The following is a 16,245-nucleotide window of genomic DNA, read 5'->3' as shown; positions in this document are numbered from 1 at the left end:
AACGCTATAAATTAACCTTTTATCGATGTTTTTGTTGTAAAAGTGGCTATTGTTGTTGTGAAACGCTAGTTTATTCCTGTATAAAAGACAATGCCTTTATTAAGAAAATTCTTACTTAGTATTATTTTTCCACTTTTTATGGATTTATGTTGCAGATATTGGGGTCTTGGAAGCATATTTTTATCTGCCATGTGGGAATAATAGTCGCTTTTCAAAGGGTGATCCGGGTAGACTCCGTTAAAGATTTGATTCCACCAATTGTTTTCAAGCACCGTTTTTATCAGATGAATACAATCATTTAAATGTATTAAGTTAACGGGTTCATTCCCATTGCTTAGTTCTTTTTTACCTGAAAGCATTGTAATGGGATGCCTGTTGGGTCCTATAAGACCTCCAAACCTAAGGATAGTTGTTTGCAGTGACTTGTCGTTTAGAAAAATATTTTCAGCCTCTACTAATTGTTTTCCGGATTCAGTTACAGGCATCGGAAGGGTATCCTCAGTTACCTCACCTTCAACAGCTCCATAGACCGAAGTACTGCTCACAAACACTATTTTTTTTACGCTGGATTTTTCTATTACATTGTGCAAATGTGTCATTTTGAGAACATAATTCTCTTTGTTGTTACCCCGGAGTCCGGGGGGTACATTTATTATAAGGATATCAAGCTGGTCCAGAAATTGTATAATTGAGCCTGTAATTTCTTCCTCACCTAACATGACTATAAATGGCTTAATTCCTTCCTTCTCTAAGGTATCCAGTTTGTCCTTACTGGTAGTACTTCCGTGTACATTATAGCCGGCTTTTACAAGAGATTTGGCCAGTGGTAAGCCAAGCCATCCGCATCCGATAATTCCTATGGTGTTTTTCAAAATTTAATCGTTTTAATCAATAAAACAGCATCATTTAGTACAAAGGGCATAGGAATGGTTGCTTCCGGTCTTGCGGGTATCGAAAATGAAGGATTGTCCAGCAGATCATTGGAGGCCTCATATAGCGTTAGCTTTAAAGATTCATCTTTAGGAATGCTTAGTTGAATTTCCGTAAAATCATTATCACTTATGAAATGTGTAATTAGCTTACCTCCTTTTCTATGGCTAAGATAGTGGTCCGATAATGCGACATTATTTATTTTTGCTTCTAATATATTTAGCTCGTTTGTAAAGACGTCCAAACGATTAACATCGCGCTGTGGGCTAATACATAACTCAAACATGCGCTTATTTCCAATAACCGTATCAAGGGTAATCTCAATTTTTGGTGGTAAAAGTTCTTTAATTGGGGCGTCGGCCACGAAGGTAAATCCGGTGCTGTATTTACTGCTTATTTTAAAAAAAGACAGACTGTCCGGCCTTTTTTTATTTTCTCCCAGATATTGAGATGTCCATGTGGAGAGTTCATTTTCATAAGTAGCCCATTGCGCTCTTTTTTGATCCGTATTAAGTACATACAAGAGACTTGTAGGTTTGGCATTTTCGCTCGTAAAACCTGAATATAGATGGGCAGAAACCATAAAACCAATAAATAACAGGAATGCCAAATAGGCAATGCGTTCCTTGTTTTTATAGGATGCAAAAACGGGAAGAAGCAATAGGAAGGTCAGTGTTGTGAGCACAGTAGATGCAACCATCATTTTTAATCCTAATCCAATGGGGAACATTTGAATAAACGGGGTGTAAAGCCATAGGGCGGGAAGCGTTAAAATCATTAAAATATAAACATTGGGCTTCTCCTGATTTAAACTTATTAGGAATGTCCCTAAAAGAGCATAAAGAGGTAAAACAAAATAACTTGCACCCGGCAAATAGGTAGTTAATCCCCAACATATGCCAAGCCAAATGATCAAAGGGGCAACCAATAGATTTGAAATGCTAATTTTCCTGAACTTATGGTAAACCCAAAAACAACTGCCTATTGAGAATAGTACAAATGCCAGAATGTAGTAATGCCCATTGTACGTAAAACCGTGTAAAATATCTTTATAATGCGGATAAATCCATTTTAATACGGACCAGCTATACCAGCCCACAAGACCGTTTATAGTTAATGCTAATATAAGCGGCAGGAATCCTTTCCCAATTTCCTTTAGATCAAGGCGTTTAATTTTAAAACCGTAAACCAATAAAGCGAGCATCATCGCCAAGGCTAAAAAGAACATGGGCCATGTCCATTCAAAAGGGTAAGAAATAAACTTAAAAAACGGCACATTAAAATAAACAAAGTCGTTTAAACTCTTCAAATCGTTCAGATCGGCCTGGCTGAAATGTTCTAAAAGGGGCATCAAATAACTTCCCTGATGTGCCAAAGAGTTTCTATCCAGACGCTCGTAGTTATCTTTAACCGTATGATAGTCATAATGATCATCTATAAATGCAAAATTAAAGCCTTCTATATCTCCATCTTCTCTGAATATTGTAGTATCCATATCATTGGGCAATATTTTATAAATGCTGTAGTAAAAAGAGTTTGCCACAGGAAATTTCGGGTCTGCTTCTATAAATTCCTTTATAAGTATACCATTACTTCTATTAGTTTCAACCAGCATTAATGCGGGACCACCGCTCCCCCTGGCTTCAAAATTCAGGACCAACCCAACCTCTTTGGCCCACGGATGATGGTTTACAAATAACTCCGCACCATTCAGACCTAATTCCTCCGCATCAGAGATAAGAATAATTATATCATTTTTAGGCACTGTCCCATTGGCTATATATGCCCGGACACTTTCCAGAATGGTCGCTACGCCACTAGCTGCATCGCTTGCACCCAAAGATGAGTGCGGGCTACTGTCATAATGTGAGAGCAGCAAAAGGGCTTTTCCCGGCTGAGACCCTTTTATTCTTGCAATTATATTCTCCGCTTTGCTGAAATTACCCCAATCTCCGGCACTATATCCTTTCTGAACTGAGGTTTCCAGGCCCAATTGGGTTAATTGCTCAATAATATACTTTTTCACCGTTTCATGTGCTTTAAAACCTACGCCGTGTGGCTGTTCAGAGATAGTTTCAACATGTTGTAGTGCTCTGTCTGTAGAAAAAGTGGTTAATGACTGATCTGCATCCTTTTTATACGTGGGCATTGCAGTATCAAAACTCAGGTAAATCGCCAATAGAATCAGCAGAAAGGAAATTATTTGGGCATATGCCTTCATGATATAGAATTGTCAGCTAAAAGTATAAAATTCTAATAGTCTAGCTCATTTTGACGAATATATTTAATAATTAAGCAAGAAAAGTGTACATTTAATATTAAGCTAATTTTAAAAAAAGTATGGGTATAAAGAGTTTTATGGGCCGAAGAGCCAAAGAAGGATCCAAAAAGGAGTATGATGCCCCCATTCTGGTGGAGGATTATATGACAAGAAAATTACTGACTTTTAGTACTGATCAGTCCATACTTGAGGTAATGGAATCTTTTGCGAAAAATCATATTTCCGGGGGACCGGTTTTGGATGAAAGTGGTTTTTTAGTTGGAATTATTTCAGAGGCCGATTGTATGAAGGAAATTTCAGAAAGCCGTTATTTTAACCAGCCTATCCTCGATAAAAGCGTGGAGCGGTTTATGACCAAAAATGTGGAGACCATACCTCACGACATGAGTATTTTTGATGCTGCAGGAGTTTTTCATAAAAACAATCGAAGACGATTACCGGTTTTAAAAGACGGTCTTTTAGTTGGCCAGATAAGTCGTAAGGATATTGTGATCGCAGCATTAAAACTTACCAGTCATAACTATAAATAATCTTTGGGATTAAAATAGTTGATTTTCATTTTCCGGATACTTTTACACCGCTAATTTCTATTCGCGTTTAACGATCATGTAATAATCATTATCCAAAGGAAGATAGCCAAGATCGTATACAAAATAATAGGTCGTACCTTTTTTTGTAGTATAAAGATTGGTTATATAATCAAAGTCAAATCCTTTATCCATAAGACGGTTCTTGGTGGTGCGTGTTTTTCCATCTTTTAAGGTAAAACTATCTAAGACCCTGTAATTCTTTCGAAGTCTGTTATTTATATTTCTTACCAGGTTTTTACTATCCTTATTTAATTTATTATTATAGGCATTCCGGCAGTAGTCCGAACAGTATTTTTTATCTACCCGGCCCCTGATTATTTCCCCGCATTCAAGGCATTTTTTTTCTTCCTGATGTTCCATATATGGTAAAAGAAAACGTTTCTATCCTTTAAAGATGTGAGTAAGCTACACTACTACAATATCGTATTTTCCGAGCAACCCTACAACTCCATCTTTTGAGAATTTAGCTTTCCTAAGTCGATTTTGTTCAGGGTCAAATTTATAATTGATTGCTGTGGTTAAATCAGCCTGCTCCAGATTGGTTTTCTCAAAAATAGCCTTATTTAAATCGCATCCTCCAAATTGTGCATTGCTGAGGTTGGCCTCTGTAAAGTCGACTTCAATTAATTTACATTCAGTAAACTCAATGTTTTTAAGCTGTAACTGATAAAATGAAGCCAGGATCAATGAACAATGATCAAAGGAAAGTGAAAGCAATATGGGATTACAATGTTCAAAGTGAAGGCCTGTCAGTTTGCAGTATGAAAATGAAACCTCATTAAATACCGAATGAGTTATATTGGCGTTACTTAGGTTGCAATGTGAAAAATGGCACGCTGTAAAGTTTATGTTATCGACGTATGCATCAGCAAAATTACAATCTTCAAAAATACAGTTTTCGTATTCTGCTTTTTCCAATCTCACTTTTGTGAAATCCTGATCTTTGTACGTTATATCTTCAAAAAATGATTTGTTCATGACAAGTCATAATAGGGAATTACTTAGATTAAAATGTATCTTCCTTTTCGCACCGGTTAGCCAATTTATATTACAATCCTTATGGTTTACTCTTTGAGTATCAAAGCAGGCAAGCCAAGGTCTGTATACATTCTATTATAGGCTGCCATCTCGGTATTCACAATGGCTTTCTTCTCATTGTCATAGGTTTTCCAATCATCCAGCAGATCAGCTAGCCTTTGTTTGGCCCCCTGAGTAACTTTCGGATCTGCGTTGTCTACAAATCCTTTCAGGTGCATTAATTGAGCATTTAGCTGGTTATTGTAGTTAATAACATCCTGAAAAGTTTTCTGATTGGGCTGGATAAGATTTTGTTCCCAGCTGTCTATACGATTTATTAATTCCTTTCCCTTTTCTAATAGATCAGTTGCAACTTCATTTTCTTTAAGTAGCTCTGCATAAGTCTTTAATTGTTTTTTTGCCGATCGTATTTGGGTCACAGATTCGTGAATATTCTTAATCGTATTTTCAATTTGATTCAATACGGATTGTTGTTCATCAAAATCAGTTTTGGAGGCCTTAATTTTTGGGTTAGGAAGAATGAGCACTTCCGTTTCGGCCACCTTGTCGTCCAAAGACAATCGCAAGATATAGCTGCCTGGAGCAACGCTGGAGCCTGAAAAATTTCCATAGACAAATACTTTATCTACGGCCGGGAGTGTTTCTTTTCTAAAATCCCAGGTAAATCGGTTGTACCCCATTTTTGAAGGCAAAACCGCTGGCTTGGAAGGTCCTCCCGGCCATGTTTTAAAATCTTTTTGATTTTTATTGGTAATGGTTCTAATCAGTTTTCCATTTTGAAGCACCTGTAATTCCAGATTCACACTGTCTGCATCCTCGTTCAGATAATAATCAAAAGTAACTCCTTGTTTGGGATTTTGTCCGAGGCCGGGAACTGGTTTTTCGGAACTACCCCCAAAGAGCAGATAGGTGTCTTTAGGTTTAAAGATGGCTAGAGCCGTATTATTTATTGAACTATTCTGAATGGCCCCAAGATCATCTAATATCCAGAACGACCTGCCGGCCGTAGCTGCCACTAAATCATTATCCTGAATAGTGAGGTCATTAATGGGGACTACTGGTAAATTTAGCTGAAAGGGTTGCCAGTTTAATCCGTCATTAAACGAAATATACAAACCGGTTTCTGTACCCGCATACAAAAGCCCTTTTCGTTTTGGGTCTTCCCGGACTACCCTTACAAATGTATGTTCGTCAGTAATTCCGGTTACTATTTTAGACCAGGTTTTACCATAGTCTGTTGTTTTAAATACGTATGGTTTTAAGTCCATAAATTTATAACGCATCACCGCCACATAAGCAGTGGCATCATCATGAGGAGATACTTCAATACTATTGATTATGCCTTCAGCTAAGCCCGGAGGCGTAACATTTTCCCAATTTTCGCCTCCATCTTTAGTTATATGAATAAGGCCATCATCACTACCGGCCCAAAGCACGCCCTTTTCATTTGGAGATTCCACGAGATACATCAGGGTGTTATAGTTCTCGCCTCCTGCGGCTTCATTGGTGTAAGGCCCACCTCCAGGGCCCTGCCTGTTTTTGTCATTTCGGGTCAGATCGGGACTTATAACAGACCAACTAATACCCCCGTCAGTGGTCTTGAAAACAACGTTCCCCGCATGGTAAATGGTATTGCGGTCATGGGGAGAACTTATAATCGGGGCGTTCCAATTATAGCGAAATTTGAAGCTTTCGGGGGCATTCCCCAGAGCCAATTCCGGGTATTCCTTAATTGGTTTGCCTTCCCTTGAGGCTCTGACCCATTTTTCAATAATCCCCTGATAACATCCACCGTATACAATTTCAGGATTATCGGGATCAAAAGCCAGATAGGCACTTTCACATCCGGCCACAGAATACCAGTCTTTCCAGTCGACCCCCTGATCATTGGTTCTGCTGGCTATTGCGATCGCAGAATTATCCTGCTGACCACCATAGACATTATAGGGAACCAGATTGTCTGTTATAACCCTGTAAAATTGCGATGTAGGCTGATTTTGTTGAGTACTCCAGCTTTTACCTCCATTATTAGAAACGTTGGCTCCACCGTCATTGGAATTGATCATTTTACGATTATCCAGAGGATTTATCCAAAGATGATGATTGTCTCCATGCGGGGTAGGTATCCGGCTAAATGTTTTACCGCCATCGATGGATTTTGTTACAGGGGCATTGCATATATATACCAGGTTTTCATCCTGAGGATCTGCAAATATTTCCATATAATACCAGGAGCGTGTAATATTTATCCGGTCTTTATTCACCTGTGTCCATTTTTTTCCGGCATCATCTGATCTGTAAACCCCACCTTTTTTTCCTTCAGCTTCCAATACCGCGAATACCCGCTCAGGATTAGCACGGGATACAGATATCCCCGCTTTTCCAAATTCTTCAGGAAGCCCTTCTTTTAACTTATTCCAGGTAGTCCCTCCATCTGTGGATTTATAAAGTCCTGAATTCTTACCTCCGGACTCCATGGTCCATGGATAGCGGCTGTGTTCCCAGAATGCAGCATAGAGAATTAATGGGTTTTTCATGTCCATAGACAGGGAAGAGGCCCAAGTTGTCTTGTTTACAAAAAGTACTTTTTCCCAGCTTGCACCCCCGTCTGTTGACCGGTAAATCCCCCTGTCTTCCGATGGGCCGTATTGAGCTCCCTGTGCTCCAATAAACATAATATCCGGATTTGCCGGATGAATCACCACATCTGAAATATGACGGGTTTTATTCAGTCCAATATGCTTCCATGTCTTACCGGCATCTGTAGATTTATAGACCCCATCTCCCATAGAAGTCATTACCCCTCTGGCGGCGTGTTCCCCCATACCTGCAACCACTATATTTGGATTGCTTTCTGAAACTGCAATTGCACCAACGGTTCCTGTTTTTAAAAATTCGTCCGAAATATTTTTCCAGCTGATTCCATCATCCGTTGTTTTCCATATCCCACCTCCGGTGGAGCCCATATAATAGGTCATAGGCTGACCAACAACTCCACTACTTGCTACACTCCGGCCGCCTCTAAAAGGACCAATATTACGCCACTTCAGGCCATGATAAAGGGAATCCTGAGCCGTATAGGGTGAGGTGTCGATTTTGGTTTTACGTTTTTGAGCCTGAATGTTTACAGGGATCAAGAGCAGGCCGAGAATAAAAAGTTGGATGGTTTTCATAATAAAAATAAGTGGTAAGATAATAAATGTTTATTTCAGTTCTTTATAAATTTTTTGGACCTCCTGTACTGTCATCGTTCCTTCATATACCAGGAGACTATACTTTAAAATGATTGGATCTTTTGTGGAAACAGGGACAACTGTTCTGCCAGGATAAACACAATTCTGCATGCTTTCTTTTTCTCTTAAGATCCAATCTGCTTTATCCTCCCGAGAATCCTGGTGGGAGAGTATCACGATTCCTGAATTGTTTTCCTTATTGGTTAATGACCCAAAAATATTCATCCATTTTCCGGCTTTAACGGCACTATTTTCGGGTACAACCTTACCTTTATTGGACATAAACTGAACATCTTCAGGAAGTTTCATTCGGACAGAAAACCCCCCGTAGCCTTTTTCATCATCTGAACCACCTATTTTCAGGTTCTCTTCAAGAGCTAAAAGTGATATTTCGAAACGTATAATACGATAGTTACTCTTTCCGGGATAAATGCTAATCGTGGTATTTTCTAATAGGAAGGGTTTTTGATTTCCCTCCCGGGTTAACCATAGGGGCGATTGCCAATACGCAGAGACCCTAAGCTTGAGAATGTCGTCTTCCTTCGAACTTTCAATATTACTGATATTCCAGATAAAATCGCTGCATTCCCAGGAATCCCCTAATTGCCTATTCCCAATATATACCTGATGCCATGCCCAAAAAACACCCCTGTGATGGGGATGGTCTTCGGGAAAATCTTCAGTGAGTACAGATCCATCAAGCCCATGGAGTGGATGGATATAATTGTTTCGCGAGAATTCACCGTTAATCGACTTAGGTTGTTTTTGATAAAAAAGAACACTTGTATCACCTTCTTTTATTTGAATTCCTTCCTCAGACTCCGTAAAAGTTAATTGGGCGATTCCTAATAAGGGCACTAGTAAAAACCCCAACAAACACTGGCAATTGGATTTTAATTTATAATAAAAAGTCAGTTTAGTCATCTACAGCGCTAAATACCATCTGCCGGAATTTCCAGGCTGTATTATCGTTTGATGTGCCTTGTGTTTGTTTCATCAGGATACCAATAACCTGCTCCTCAGGATCCGCAAAATATTGCGTATTAAAGTAGCCACCCCAGTCAAAAGTACCTTCACTGCCCAGCCCGCCAGAATCCTCACCTTTTTGATTTACTACCCCAAATGCCAATCCGTAATTCTTTGGGCCGTCTTTCCAAATGTCGCCAATTTGGTTTGCCATGATACTTCTTACGGTGGTTCTGCTCAGCAACCTGACTCCGTTTAACTCGCCTTTATTCAGGTACATTTGCAGGAAGGTTGCGTAATCTTTTGCGGTACTGGAAAGACCAGCCCCACCGGAAAAAAACCTTTTAGCACCTTTAACAGGATAATCTGTATCATAAAACGTAACCGGGTATTTTTCCCATTCCCCGTCTACTTTATGCTGAACATTTACCAGGCGGTCATGCTTCTCCTTAGGTAAATAAAACCAGGTATCGTTCATGCCTAAAGGATCAAAAATCCGGGTTCTCAGAAATTCATCAAAGGGCAAACCAGAGACTACTTCAATAAAGTAGCCAAGAACATCAAGACCTTCGCTATAGGTAAATTTCTCACCCGGGGTATGGTGCAATGGAAGGCCGGCGAGTTTCTTAACGCTCTCTTCTATAGCTATATCCTCAGTAGTAAAAAGATCTGTAATACCAGCTTTGTGATAGATTGCTTTGAATCTTGGATCTCCGTCAATTACTCCATAACCTATTCCGGAGGTATGTGTAATTAAATGTCTAATCGTAATTTCCTTTTCTGAAGGAACACTGGTGTATGTGGTATCTGTTTCATTATAAGTATCCAGGATTTTGGCATCTTTAAATTCGGGAATGTATTTGGAAACGGGATCATCTAATTTAAATTTTCCTTCTTCCCAGAGCATCATTACCGCGGTTGAAGTTATGGCCTTTGTCTGAGAGGCTATCCTGAAAATAGCATCATTATAAATTTTAGTACCAGCCGAATTATCAGCCAGACCATAGGCACTGTGGAATACTATTTTTCCATCTCTTGCAATTAAAGCCACAGCTCCCGGAATATCACCATCTTTTACAGCTTGTTTAAGCATGGCATCTATTCGCTTTAATCGTATATCAGACATTCCAACAGTTGCCGGGGAAGCTGCCGTAAGATCAGGGGAAATTTTAACTGACGGGGTTTGGGCAAATCCTATTGCAGCAATTGCCAAACAGAAAAAGAGGTTGATTTTTCTCATAATTTAATTTTTATCTTGTCCGCCAGCCCTATCCGGAGAACGGGGGATTGGCCATTCTTGTTTTATTCCTGTTTTTTGATTAGTTGGAAGTGTCGCTTTTTCCCTGGATGTTTTCTCTAGGTCTTCACAGGCCATGTACGTAAGGATTGCTGTAAGAATAGCATTGTTACGAACATCGTCAAAAACGATCTTGTCATAAGTATCTAAATTGGTATGCCAGGTATAATCACTATAACTCCAGCTTAGGGAACTAAGTGAAAATGCCGGAACTCCCATGGCAACAAAAGAAGCATAATCAGAGCCTCCCCGGCCTGGAGATCCAGGGTATGTAGTTTCAATATGGCCGCGTATGTCTTCCGGAACGGCCTGGAGCCAGCGTCCCAGATAATCGTAGGCATGAAGGAATCCCTGTCCGGAGATTTGAACAACACGTCCGGTTCCATTATCCTGATTAAATAAGGCCTGTAGCCCTTTTACGACTTCTGGCCTGTCCTCTACAAAAGCCCGGGAGCCATTGAGTCCTTGTTCCTCACTACCCCAAAGTCCAATAATAATGGTGCGTTTAGGGTTCGGATATATTTTTTTAAGAATACGTGCGGTTTCCATCATAGTAATTGTACCTGTGCCGTTATCGGTTGCGCCGGTGCCACCATCCCAGGAATCAAAATGAGCAGAAAGAACAACATATTCATCAGGAAATTTTGTACCTGGAATGGTGGCTATGGTATTAAATGTGGGGACCCTTCCTAATTCTTGTGATTTGGAAACCACTTTTAATACAGGTTTGTCGTCGTTCTCAGCCAATCTATATATCATTCCGTAATCTTCCAGGGAAAGGTCTATGACTGGAATTGTTTTGGTATTGGCACTAAAAATTTTGTTGGCTCCAAAACCTTCCGACCACCTGGATTGTATAATAGCTGCTGCACCTGCTTCTTCCAGTACTCTATTTAGAGTTCTGCTGTTATATCCTGTATTTCGGATTTGCTGATACCAGGCCCTGGTTTGAGCTTCCCTATTGGCTTTCATTTTTTCAAAGGATTCCCTGGTGGCAAATTCTTCCCAATTATAATCCGGGCGACCTGTTGACTGGTTCATGGAGACGGTTACAAATTTGCCTTTGACATTAGGGAGCCAATTGGCAAATTCCAGTGAATCTTCCACTACGGGTAAGTTTATGACCTCTGCAGTAATTCCTGAATCTGAAGTACTCGGGCTCCATGCCAATTGTGTTCCTCGAAGTGATACCACTCTGGGGGAAACCATATCTATGTGGGTAATACCGCGTTCCCAACCTCTCCATGTACCCCATTCCTCGTTTCGGGCTTTTATTCCCCATTTTTTAAAGGTAGCTACAGCCCAGTCATTGGCTTTAGTCATTTGAGGGGTACCTACCAAACGGGGTCCGATAACATCCATTAATTCATGAGCGAGTTGTTCTAACTGAGAATTTTCTGTTGCTTCTTTTTTTAATTGATCCACTACTTCTTCTGTGGACTGGCCAATTAAAAAGGTAACATTAAAAAGGAAAAAAATAAAAAGCAGGGGAAGTCGTCTAATCATACTTTTATAGTTTTTAAGCACAGTAGAACAATATAGGAATAAAAGTTTTTAATTAGAACAGAATACTGTTCCAATGTCTTAATTAAATTGATTAGAAAAAGATCTCAAAACTTTCTGGTTATTCCCAATTTCTGATGGTAATTTACCTATAAAGTTTGGTTAGGATAAAATATTTCTTGATTAAATATAATTTTATATACATATAAATAATTGATAATCACTATTAAAAACAATTACAAACGACTACAAAAGATTACAAACGAAAATAAGCACTTCCTAACCGAGTAACCCTAAACTACTGTTCTATGTTTGCAGTGTCGGAGTATAAGACCCGATAGTATTAACTGTTTAATCCTTAAAATTAGTAATTATGAACGCACTTAGAAACAAAGTACAGTTGATTGGAAACCTGGGGCAAGACCCGGAAATTGTTAACCTTGATAATGGTGGTAAATTGGCCAAATTTTCCGTAGCTACCAATGAGATTTACAAAAACAACAAGGGAGAAAAGGTAACGGACACCCAATGGCATAATGTGGTAGCCTGGGGCAAAACCGCAGAGATTGTTGAAAATTACCTGGCCAAGGGTAATGAAGTAGCAGTAGAAGGTAAGCTCATTCATCGCTCCTATGAAAACAAAGAAGGTGAAAAAAGATATATTACCGAGATTAAATGCAATGAATTGGTAATGTTGGGTAAATAATGAGTGGTACTTATTAGTGCAACTAACATTTCACTAAGTGAAAAGAGGATCATTCATGATCCTCTTTTTTTATGGTTGGGTGTCTGCAGCACTTTCTACTGTGATCTGCTGTACATCGCGATCAAATAGGTAGAGCCCACTTTTGTCATTCCCAATTAGATTAATCTTATCTAAAATGGTTCGCGCAAGTGCTTCTTCTTCCATCTGTTCGGCAACATACCACTGAAGAAAATTATGTGTAGCGTAATCCTTTTCCTGTAGGGCTACATGTACCAATTCATTGATGCTTTTGGAAACAAAAATCTCGTGATCATATAAATCTTCAAACATCTTTTGAAACGAATCGTAAACAGCTTTGGGTTCAGTTAATGCGGATATAGCCGCTTGTCCTCCCCGTTCATTTACATATTTAACTAGCTTCAGCATATGCATTCTTTCCTCTTCGGACTGTTTGTACATAAAAAGAGAAATTCCTTCAAGTCCTTTTACTTCTGCCCATGAAGCCATAGACAAGTAAATCTGTGAAGATTCTGCTTCGATCCTGATTTGGTCGTTCAGGGCTTTTTCCATATTTTTTGAAAGCATAATAAATGTTTTTATCAAAGTTACAAAATCTAGCTACTAAGGACTTCGTAAAACCACAAGATTTTAGCCCTGTTCGTCATTTTTTTAAGCCACTAATTATCTCGCCATAACAATCAAAGCCAGGCCGATTATATAAACCAATAGCATAATATTAAGAAGTCTGGGAACTCCTTTTGGGGCACCTTTAAATTCTTTCCAGACAAAAATACCCCACAATGCAGCCACTACAGTAGCTCCCTGGCCTAAGCCATATGAGATTGCAGGACCTGCTTTATCTGAGGCCAGAATGCTAAAAGACATTCCTATACACCAAATAGCCCCACCCAGGATGCCCATGAGATGGTTTTTGCTTCCACCAACAAAATAGTCCTTAAGACTGACGGCTTTTCCTTCGAATGGTTTTTTCATTAGCAGCGTATTGAAAATGAAATTGCTAGCCAGAATTCCTATAGCAAAAACAAACACTGCAGTATACGGACTTAGTTTTCCAGAAATGGGATTGGTAAATTCTGGAAACATCGAATTAGCCACATATTTATAGAAGAAACCCATTAAGAAACCTGCAATAATTGCCAAAACCAGGCCTTTTGTTGGGACTTTGTCCTGACTTACCGAAAGTTTTTTATAAGCATTTGCATTGATTAGCATGGCAATAACTATAAGTGCTACTCCACCAAAAAGCATGCCTGCATTCCCAACTGGAATATCCAGATAATTTACAACTACGCCTATAACTAATGCAAGGCCTATTCCAACCGGAAAGGCTACAGACATGCCGGCAATTGTAATGGCGGCTACCAGAAGTATATTAGCTGCATTAAACAAAATCCCTCCCAAAAAAGCAGAACCTAAATTTTCAGAACTCGCCTGCACTAAGTCCTGTAAAAAAGGACGACCTGCATCTCCACTGCTACCTGCAGTCAATGCCAGAAGCAACGAAAAAACGACGATTCCAAAAACATAGTCCCAGTAAAACAGTTCAAAACGCCAGTCTGGAGAAGCCAGTTTCTGTGTATTTGCCCATGAGCCCCAGGCAAACATGGTAATTATACAAAATAAAACAGCTATTGGGTACGATTCTATGATAAACATAATATAAAAGATTAGTTGATTTCATTGAGATACGGAGCAGAGGTCTGTGCACCCATTTTGGTGACAGACAGCGCTGCCGCTTTATTGGCAAATTCAATACTTTCGTTCCAGGTCATGTTTTGAGCCAGACAGACTGCCAGTGCTCCATTAAAAACATCGCCGGCTGCAGTAGTATCTATTGCATCCACTTTTTGAACTTTGGCAGTAAAATGCACCTCACTATTCATAAAAAATGCACCCCTGCTGCCCATGGTAATTAGAACATTTTTAACGCCTTTCAGAAAAAGAGCTTCACATGCCCTGCTTGCCGATGATTCATCAATGACTTCAATCCCAGTCAGAATTCTGGTTTCTGTTTCATTTGGGGTTATAAGGAATAGTTCTTTAAGAATGTGATCTGATAATTCCTGAGCAGGTGCTGGATTAATAATGAGCTTTTGACTATTTTCCCTGCAGTAGTCTGCTAAATATCCTATAACCGGTATAGGTGTTTCCAATTGAGTTAAAATGATGTCAGCCTTTTGAAGCAGCTGAGAAGAACCTTCTAAATGCTTTTTAGATAAAAGATTATTTGCCCCAGAAGCAACAACAATTTCATTTTCTCCTTCCGCATTTACGGTAATTAATGCAACCCCAGATGGCTCACCATTTACAATTAATGCGCCATCCATGTTAATTCCTTCTTTTTTATAACCCTCGATCGCATTTTGACCAAAAATATCATCTCCTATGCAACAAATAAAACTAAGTTTACCACCTAAACGTGCGGCAGCCACTGCCTGATTGGCACCTTTCCCGCCAGGGAACATAAAAAAATCACCACCTAGTATGGTTTCTCCTGGTTCCGGGAATCTTGGCGTTTTTACCACCATATCGGTATTAGAACTCCCTACGACAACAATTCCTGGCATTTCTGTTTTTTTTATTTAGTAACTGGAACGGGATTCTTAAGGCTGCTATAGAAATCTTCCAGGATTTCTTCCTTTTTAAAGTTTTCCCAAACCGCAATTTTGCGCTTATTATCTGGTCGCTCAATCCATTCATTATTAATAAGTACAGGGGCTGGAATCCTTTTGCGCTCCCCCCAGCTTTCATTTTTTAAAATAGCTACAGCAACCATATCAAAGAGTGGTCTGGAAGGAGGGTCACCATGATAGTCAATATATTCAAAAAGACTTACTGAGTAGTCCCCAAAAGTTTTAAATTCACCTCCATGCCTGCCTGTTACCGGTTCTATTGAAGTAGGTCCAAGACCGGGCATTTTCCTGTTTATTTCTTCCTTAGTTACTTTAACAGCATCGGTACCTGAAGGTTTGCCATAACGAACGGTAACCATTTCAAAGGGGATGTTGCTATTTAATACATAATTCATGGCTATGGTGTCATTGTCCTGGTTGTATTCCCCCGGCTCCGGATAGTTAGACCCCAGCCATACTATTTTGGTTCGTTCCGCAAAAGCAGGATCCTTTTTTAAAGCCAATGCTATGTTTGTTAACTTACCTACTGCGATTATAACCAGGGTATCTTTTTTAGTTGCCTCCAGGATGCGATCAACACCTTCTTGTCCGTCATAATTCTCCGGATTCCACGCATTACTAATGTCTATAAAATTGGCATTCGCTCCTTTTAATAAAGGAATCTTATCGTTAAGATTGCACAATTTTATCACCCGTAAGGCTTCGTCATAATGACCTTGTATGTCACCCCCGTTATAGGTGGCATTAACCGTCACTGCATCTACTTCAAAAGTATCCCCATTAAAAAGCAAATAAGCAAGAGCGTGCTGGTCGTCCAACTCGTTATTGGCATCTGAATCAAAAATGACCTTAAGTTTGGAAGAAGTTTTGAGCGGTTTGGCAATAATTTTTTTCTCTTCTTTTTTATCCGCACAGCCGCAAATAGTAAGGGCCAGGATGCCAAAAATAAAAATCGAAAAAATGGGCGAAAATTGCCTTTGTCCTATATTCATGGATGGGTTATTTATATTCAGAGGTGTAAAATACAAAATAAGTTGAAAGGCGAAT

The 16,245-nt window shown here is 39.4% G+C and carries 14 protein-coding genes; 2 read left to right on the top strand and 12 right to left on the bottom strand.

The window, feature by feature from the left end; translation table 11 throughout:
• Positions 1-65: 65 nt before the first annotated feature.
• Both WBM60_RS12140 and WBM60_RS12135 read right to left on the bottom strand, forming a co-directional pair.
• Positions 66-872 (bottom strand): SDR family oxidoreductase, encoded by an 807-nt coding sequence (locus WBM60_RS12140; protein WP_424260630.1) that lies wholly within the window; start codon positions 870-872, stop codon positions 66-68.
• Positions 869-3,151, bottom strand: a complete 2,283-nt coding sequence (locus tag WBM60_RS12135; protein WP_424278549.1) for a M28 family peptidase — start codon at positions 3,149-3,151, stop codon at positions 869-871. Before WBM60_RS12135 ends, WBM60_RS12140 begins: the two co-directional genes overlap by 4 nt.
• Before the next feature lie 119 nt (positions 3,152-3,270).
• On the opposite strand from WBM60_RS12135, the gene WBM60_RS12130 reads away from it, so the two are divergent.
• Complete coding sequence (locus tag WBM60_RS12130) at positions 3,271-3,741, top strand: CBS domain-containing protein (protein WP_299164584.1); 471 nt, start codon at positions 3,271-3,273, stop codon at positions 3,739-3,741.
• Between the two features lie 57 nt (positions 3,742-3,798).
• On the opposite strand, the gene WBM60_RS12125 is transcribed toward WBM60_RS12130, so the two are convergent.
• The 6 genes from WBM60_RS12125 to WBM60_RS12100 form a co-directional block, all read right to left on the bottom strand.
• Positions 3,799-4,161, bottom strand: coding sequence for a hypothetical protein (locus WBM60_RS12125; RefSeq protein WP_424260634.1), 363 nt, complete (start codon positions 4,159-4,161; stop codon positions 3,799-3,801).
• A gap of 45 nt (positions 4,162-4,206) precedes the next feature.
• Positions 4,207-4,779 (bottom strand): pentapeptide repeat-containing protein, encoded by a 573-nt coding sequence (locus WBM60_RS12120; protein ID WP_424260636.1) that lies wholly within the window; start codon positions 4,777-4,779, stop codon positions 4,207-4,209.
• An 86-nt stretch (positions 4,780-4,865) separates the two neighbouring features.
• Positions 4,866-8,012, bottom strand: coding sequence for a VPS10 domain-containing protein (locus WBM60_RS12115; protein ID WP_424283129.1), 3,147 nt, complete (start codon positions 8,010-8,012; stop codon positions 4,866-4,868).
• Between the two features lie 30 nt (positions 8,013-8,042).
• A complete protein-coding gene (locus WBM60_RS12110) occupies positions 8,043-8,996 on the bottom strand; it encodes a DUF6807 family protein (protein ID WP_424260640.1) in 954 nt (317 codons plus the stop codon).
• Entirely contained in the window at positions 8,989-10,278 is a 1,290-nt protein-coding gene (locus WBM60_RS12105) for a serine hydrolase domain-containing protein (RefSeq protein WP_424260642.1), read from the bottom strand. The genes WBM60_RS12110 and WBM60_RS12105 overlap by 8 nt, the downstream gene beginning before the upstream one ends.
• Positions 10,279-10,281: 3 nt before the next feature.
• Positions 10,282-11,841 carry a M20/M25/M40 family metallo-hydrolase gene (locus tag WBM60_RS12100; protein ID WP_424260644.1) on the bottom strand — a complete coding sequence of 520 codons (1,560 nt, stop codon included), beginning with the start codon at positions 11,839-11,841 and terminating at the stop codon, positions 10,282-10,284.
• Between the two features lie 370 nt (positions 11,842-12,211).
• On the opposite strand from WBM60_RS12100, the gene WBM60_RS12095 reads away from it, so the two are divergent.
• The gene (locus WBM60_RS12095; protein WP_299164590.1) at positions 12,212-12,544 is read left to right on the top strand and encodes a single-stranded DNA-binding protein; all 333 of its coding nucleotides are present in this window, start codon (positions 12,212-12,214) and stop codon (positions 12,542-12,544) included.
• 69 nt (positions 12,545-12,613) lie between these two features.
• Here WBM60_RS12095 and WBM60_RS12090 read toward each other — a convergent pair whose 3' ends face one another.
• The 4 genes from WBM60_RS12090 to WBM60_RS12075 form a co-directional block, all read right to left on the bottom strand.
• A complete protein-coding gene (locus tag WBM60_RS12090) occupies positions 12,614-13,129 on the bottom strand; it encodes a ferritin (RefSeq protein ID WP_424260647.1) in 516 nt (171 codons plus the stop codon).
• A 96-nt stretch (positions 13,130-13,225) separates the two neighbouring features.
• Positions 13,226-14,221 (bottom strand): GRP family sugar transporter, encoded by a 996-nt coding sequence (locus tag WBM60_RS12085; RefSeq protein ID WP_424260649.1) that lies wholly within the window; start codon positions 14,219-14,221, stop codon positions 13,226-13,228.
• Positions 14,222-14,232: 11 nt separating this feature from the next.
• Complete coding sequence (rbsK, locus tag WBM60_RS12080) at positions 14,233-15,132, bottom strand: ribokinase (RefSeq protein ID WP_424260651.1); 900 nt, start codon at positions 15,130-15,132, stop codon at positions 14,233-14,235.
• Between the two features lie 11 nt (positions 15,133-15,143).
• Complete coding sequence (locus tag WBM60_RS12075) at positions 15,144-16,190, bottom strand: nucleoside hydrolase (RefSeq protein WP_424260653.1); 1,047 nt, start codon at positions 16,188-16,190, stop codon at positions 15,144-15,146.
• Between the last annotated feature and the right edge of the window lie 55 nt (positions 16,191-16,245).

The sequence above is a fragment of the Eudoraea sp. genome (assembly GCF_049669105.1).
Taxonomy (GTDB): Bacteria; Bacteroidota; Bacteroidia; order Flavobacteriales; family Flavobacteriaceae; genus Eudoraea.
The sequence above is the reverse complement of the archived record's forward strand: the minus strand, read 5'-3'. Positions and strand labels throughout refer to the sequence as shown.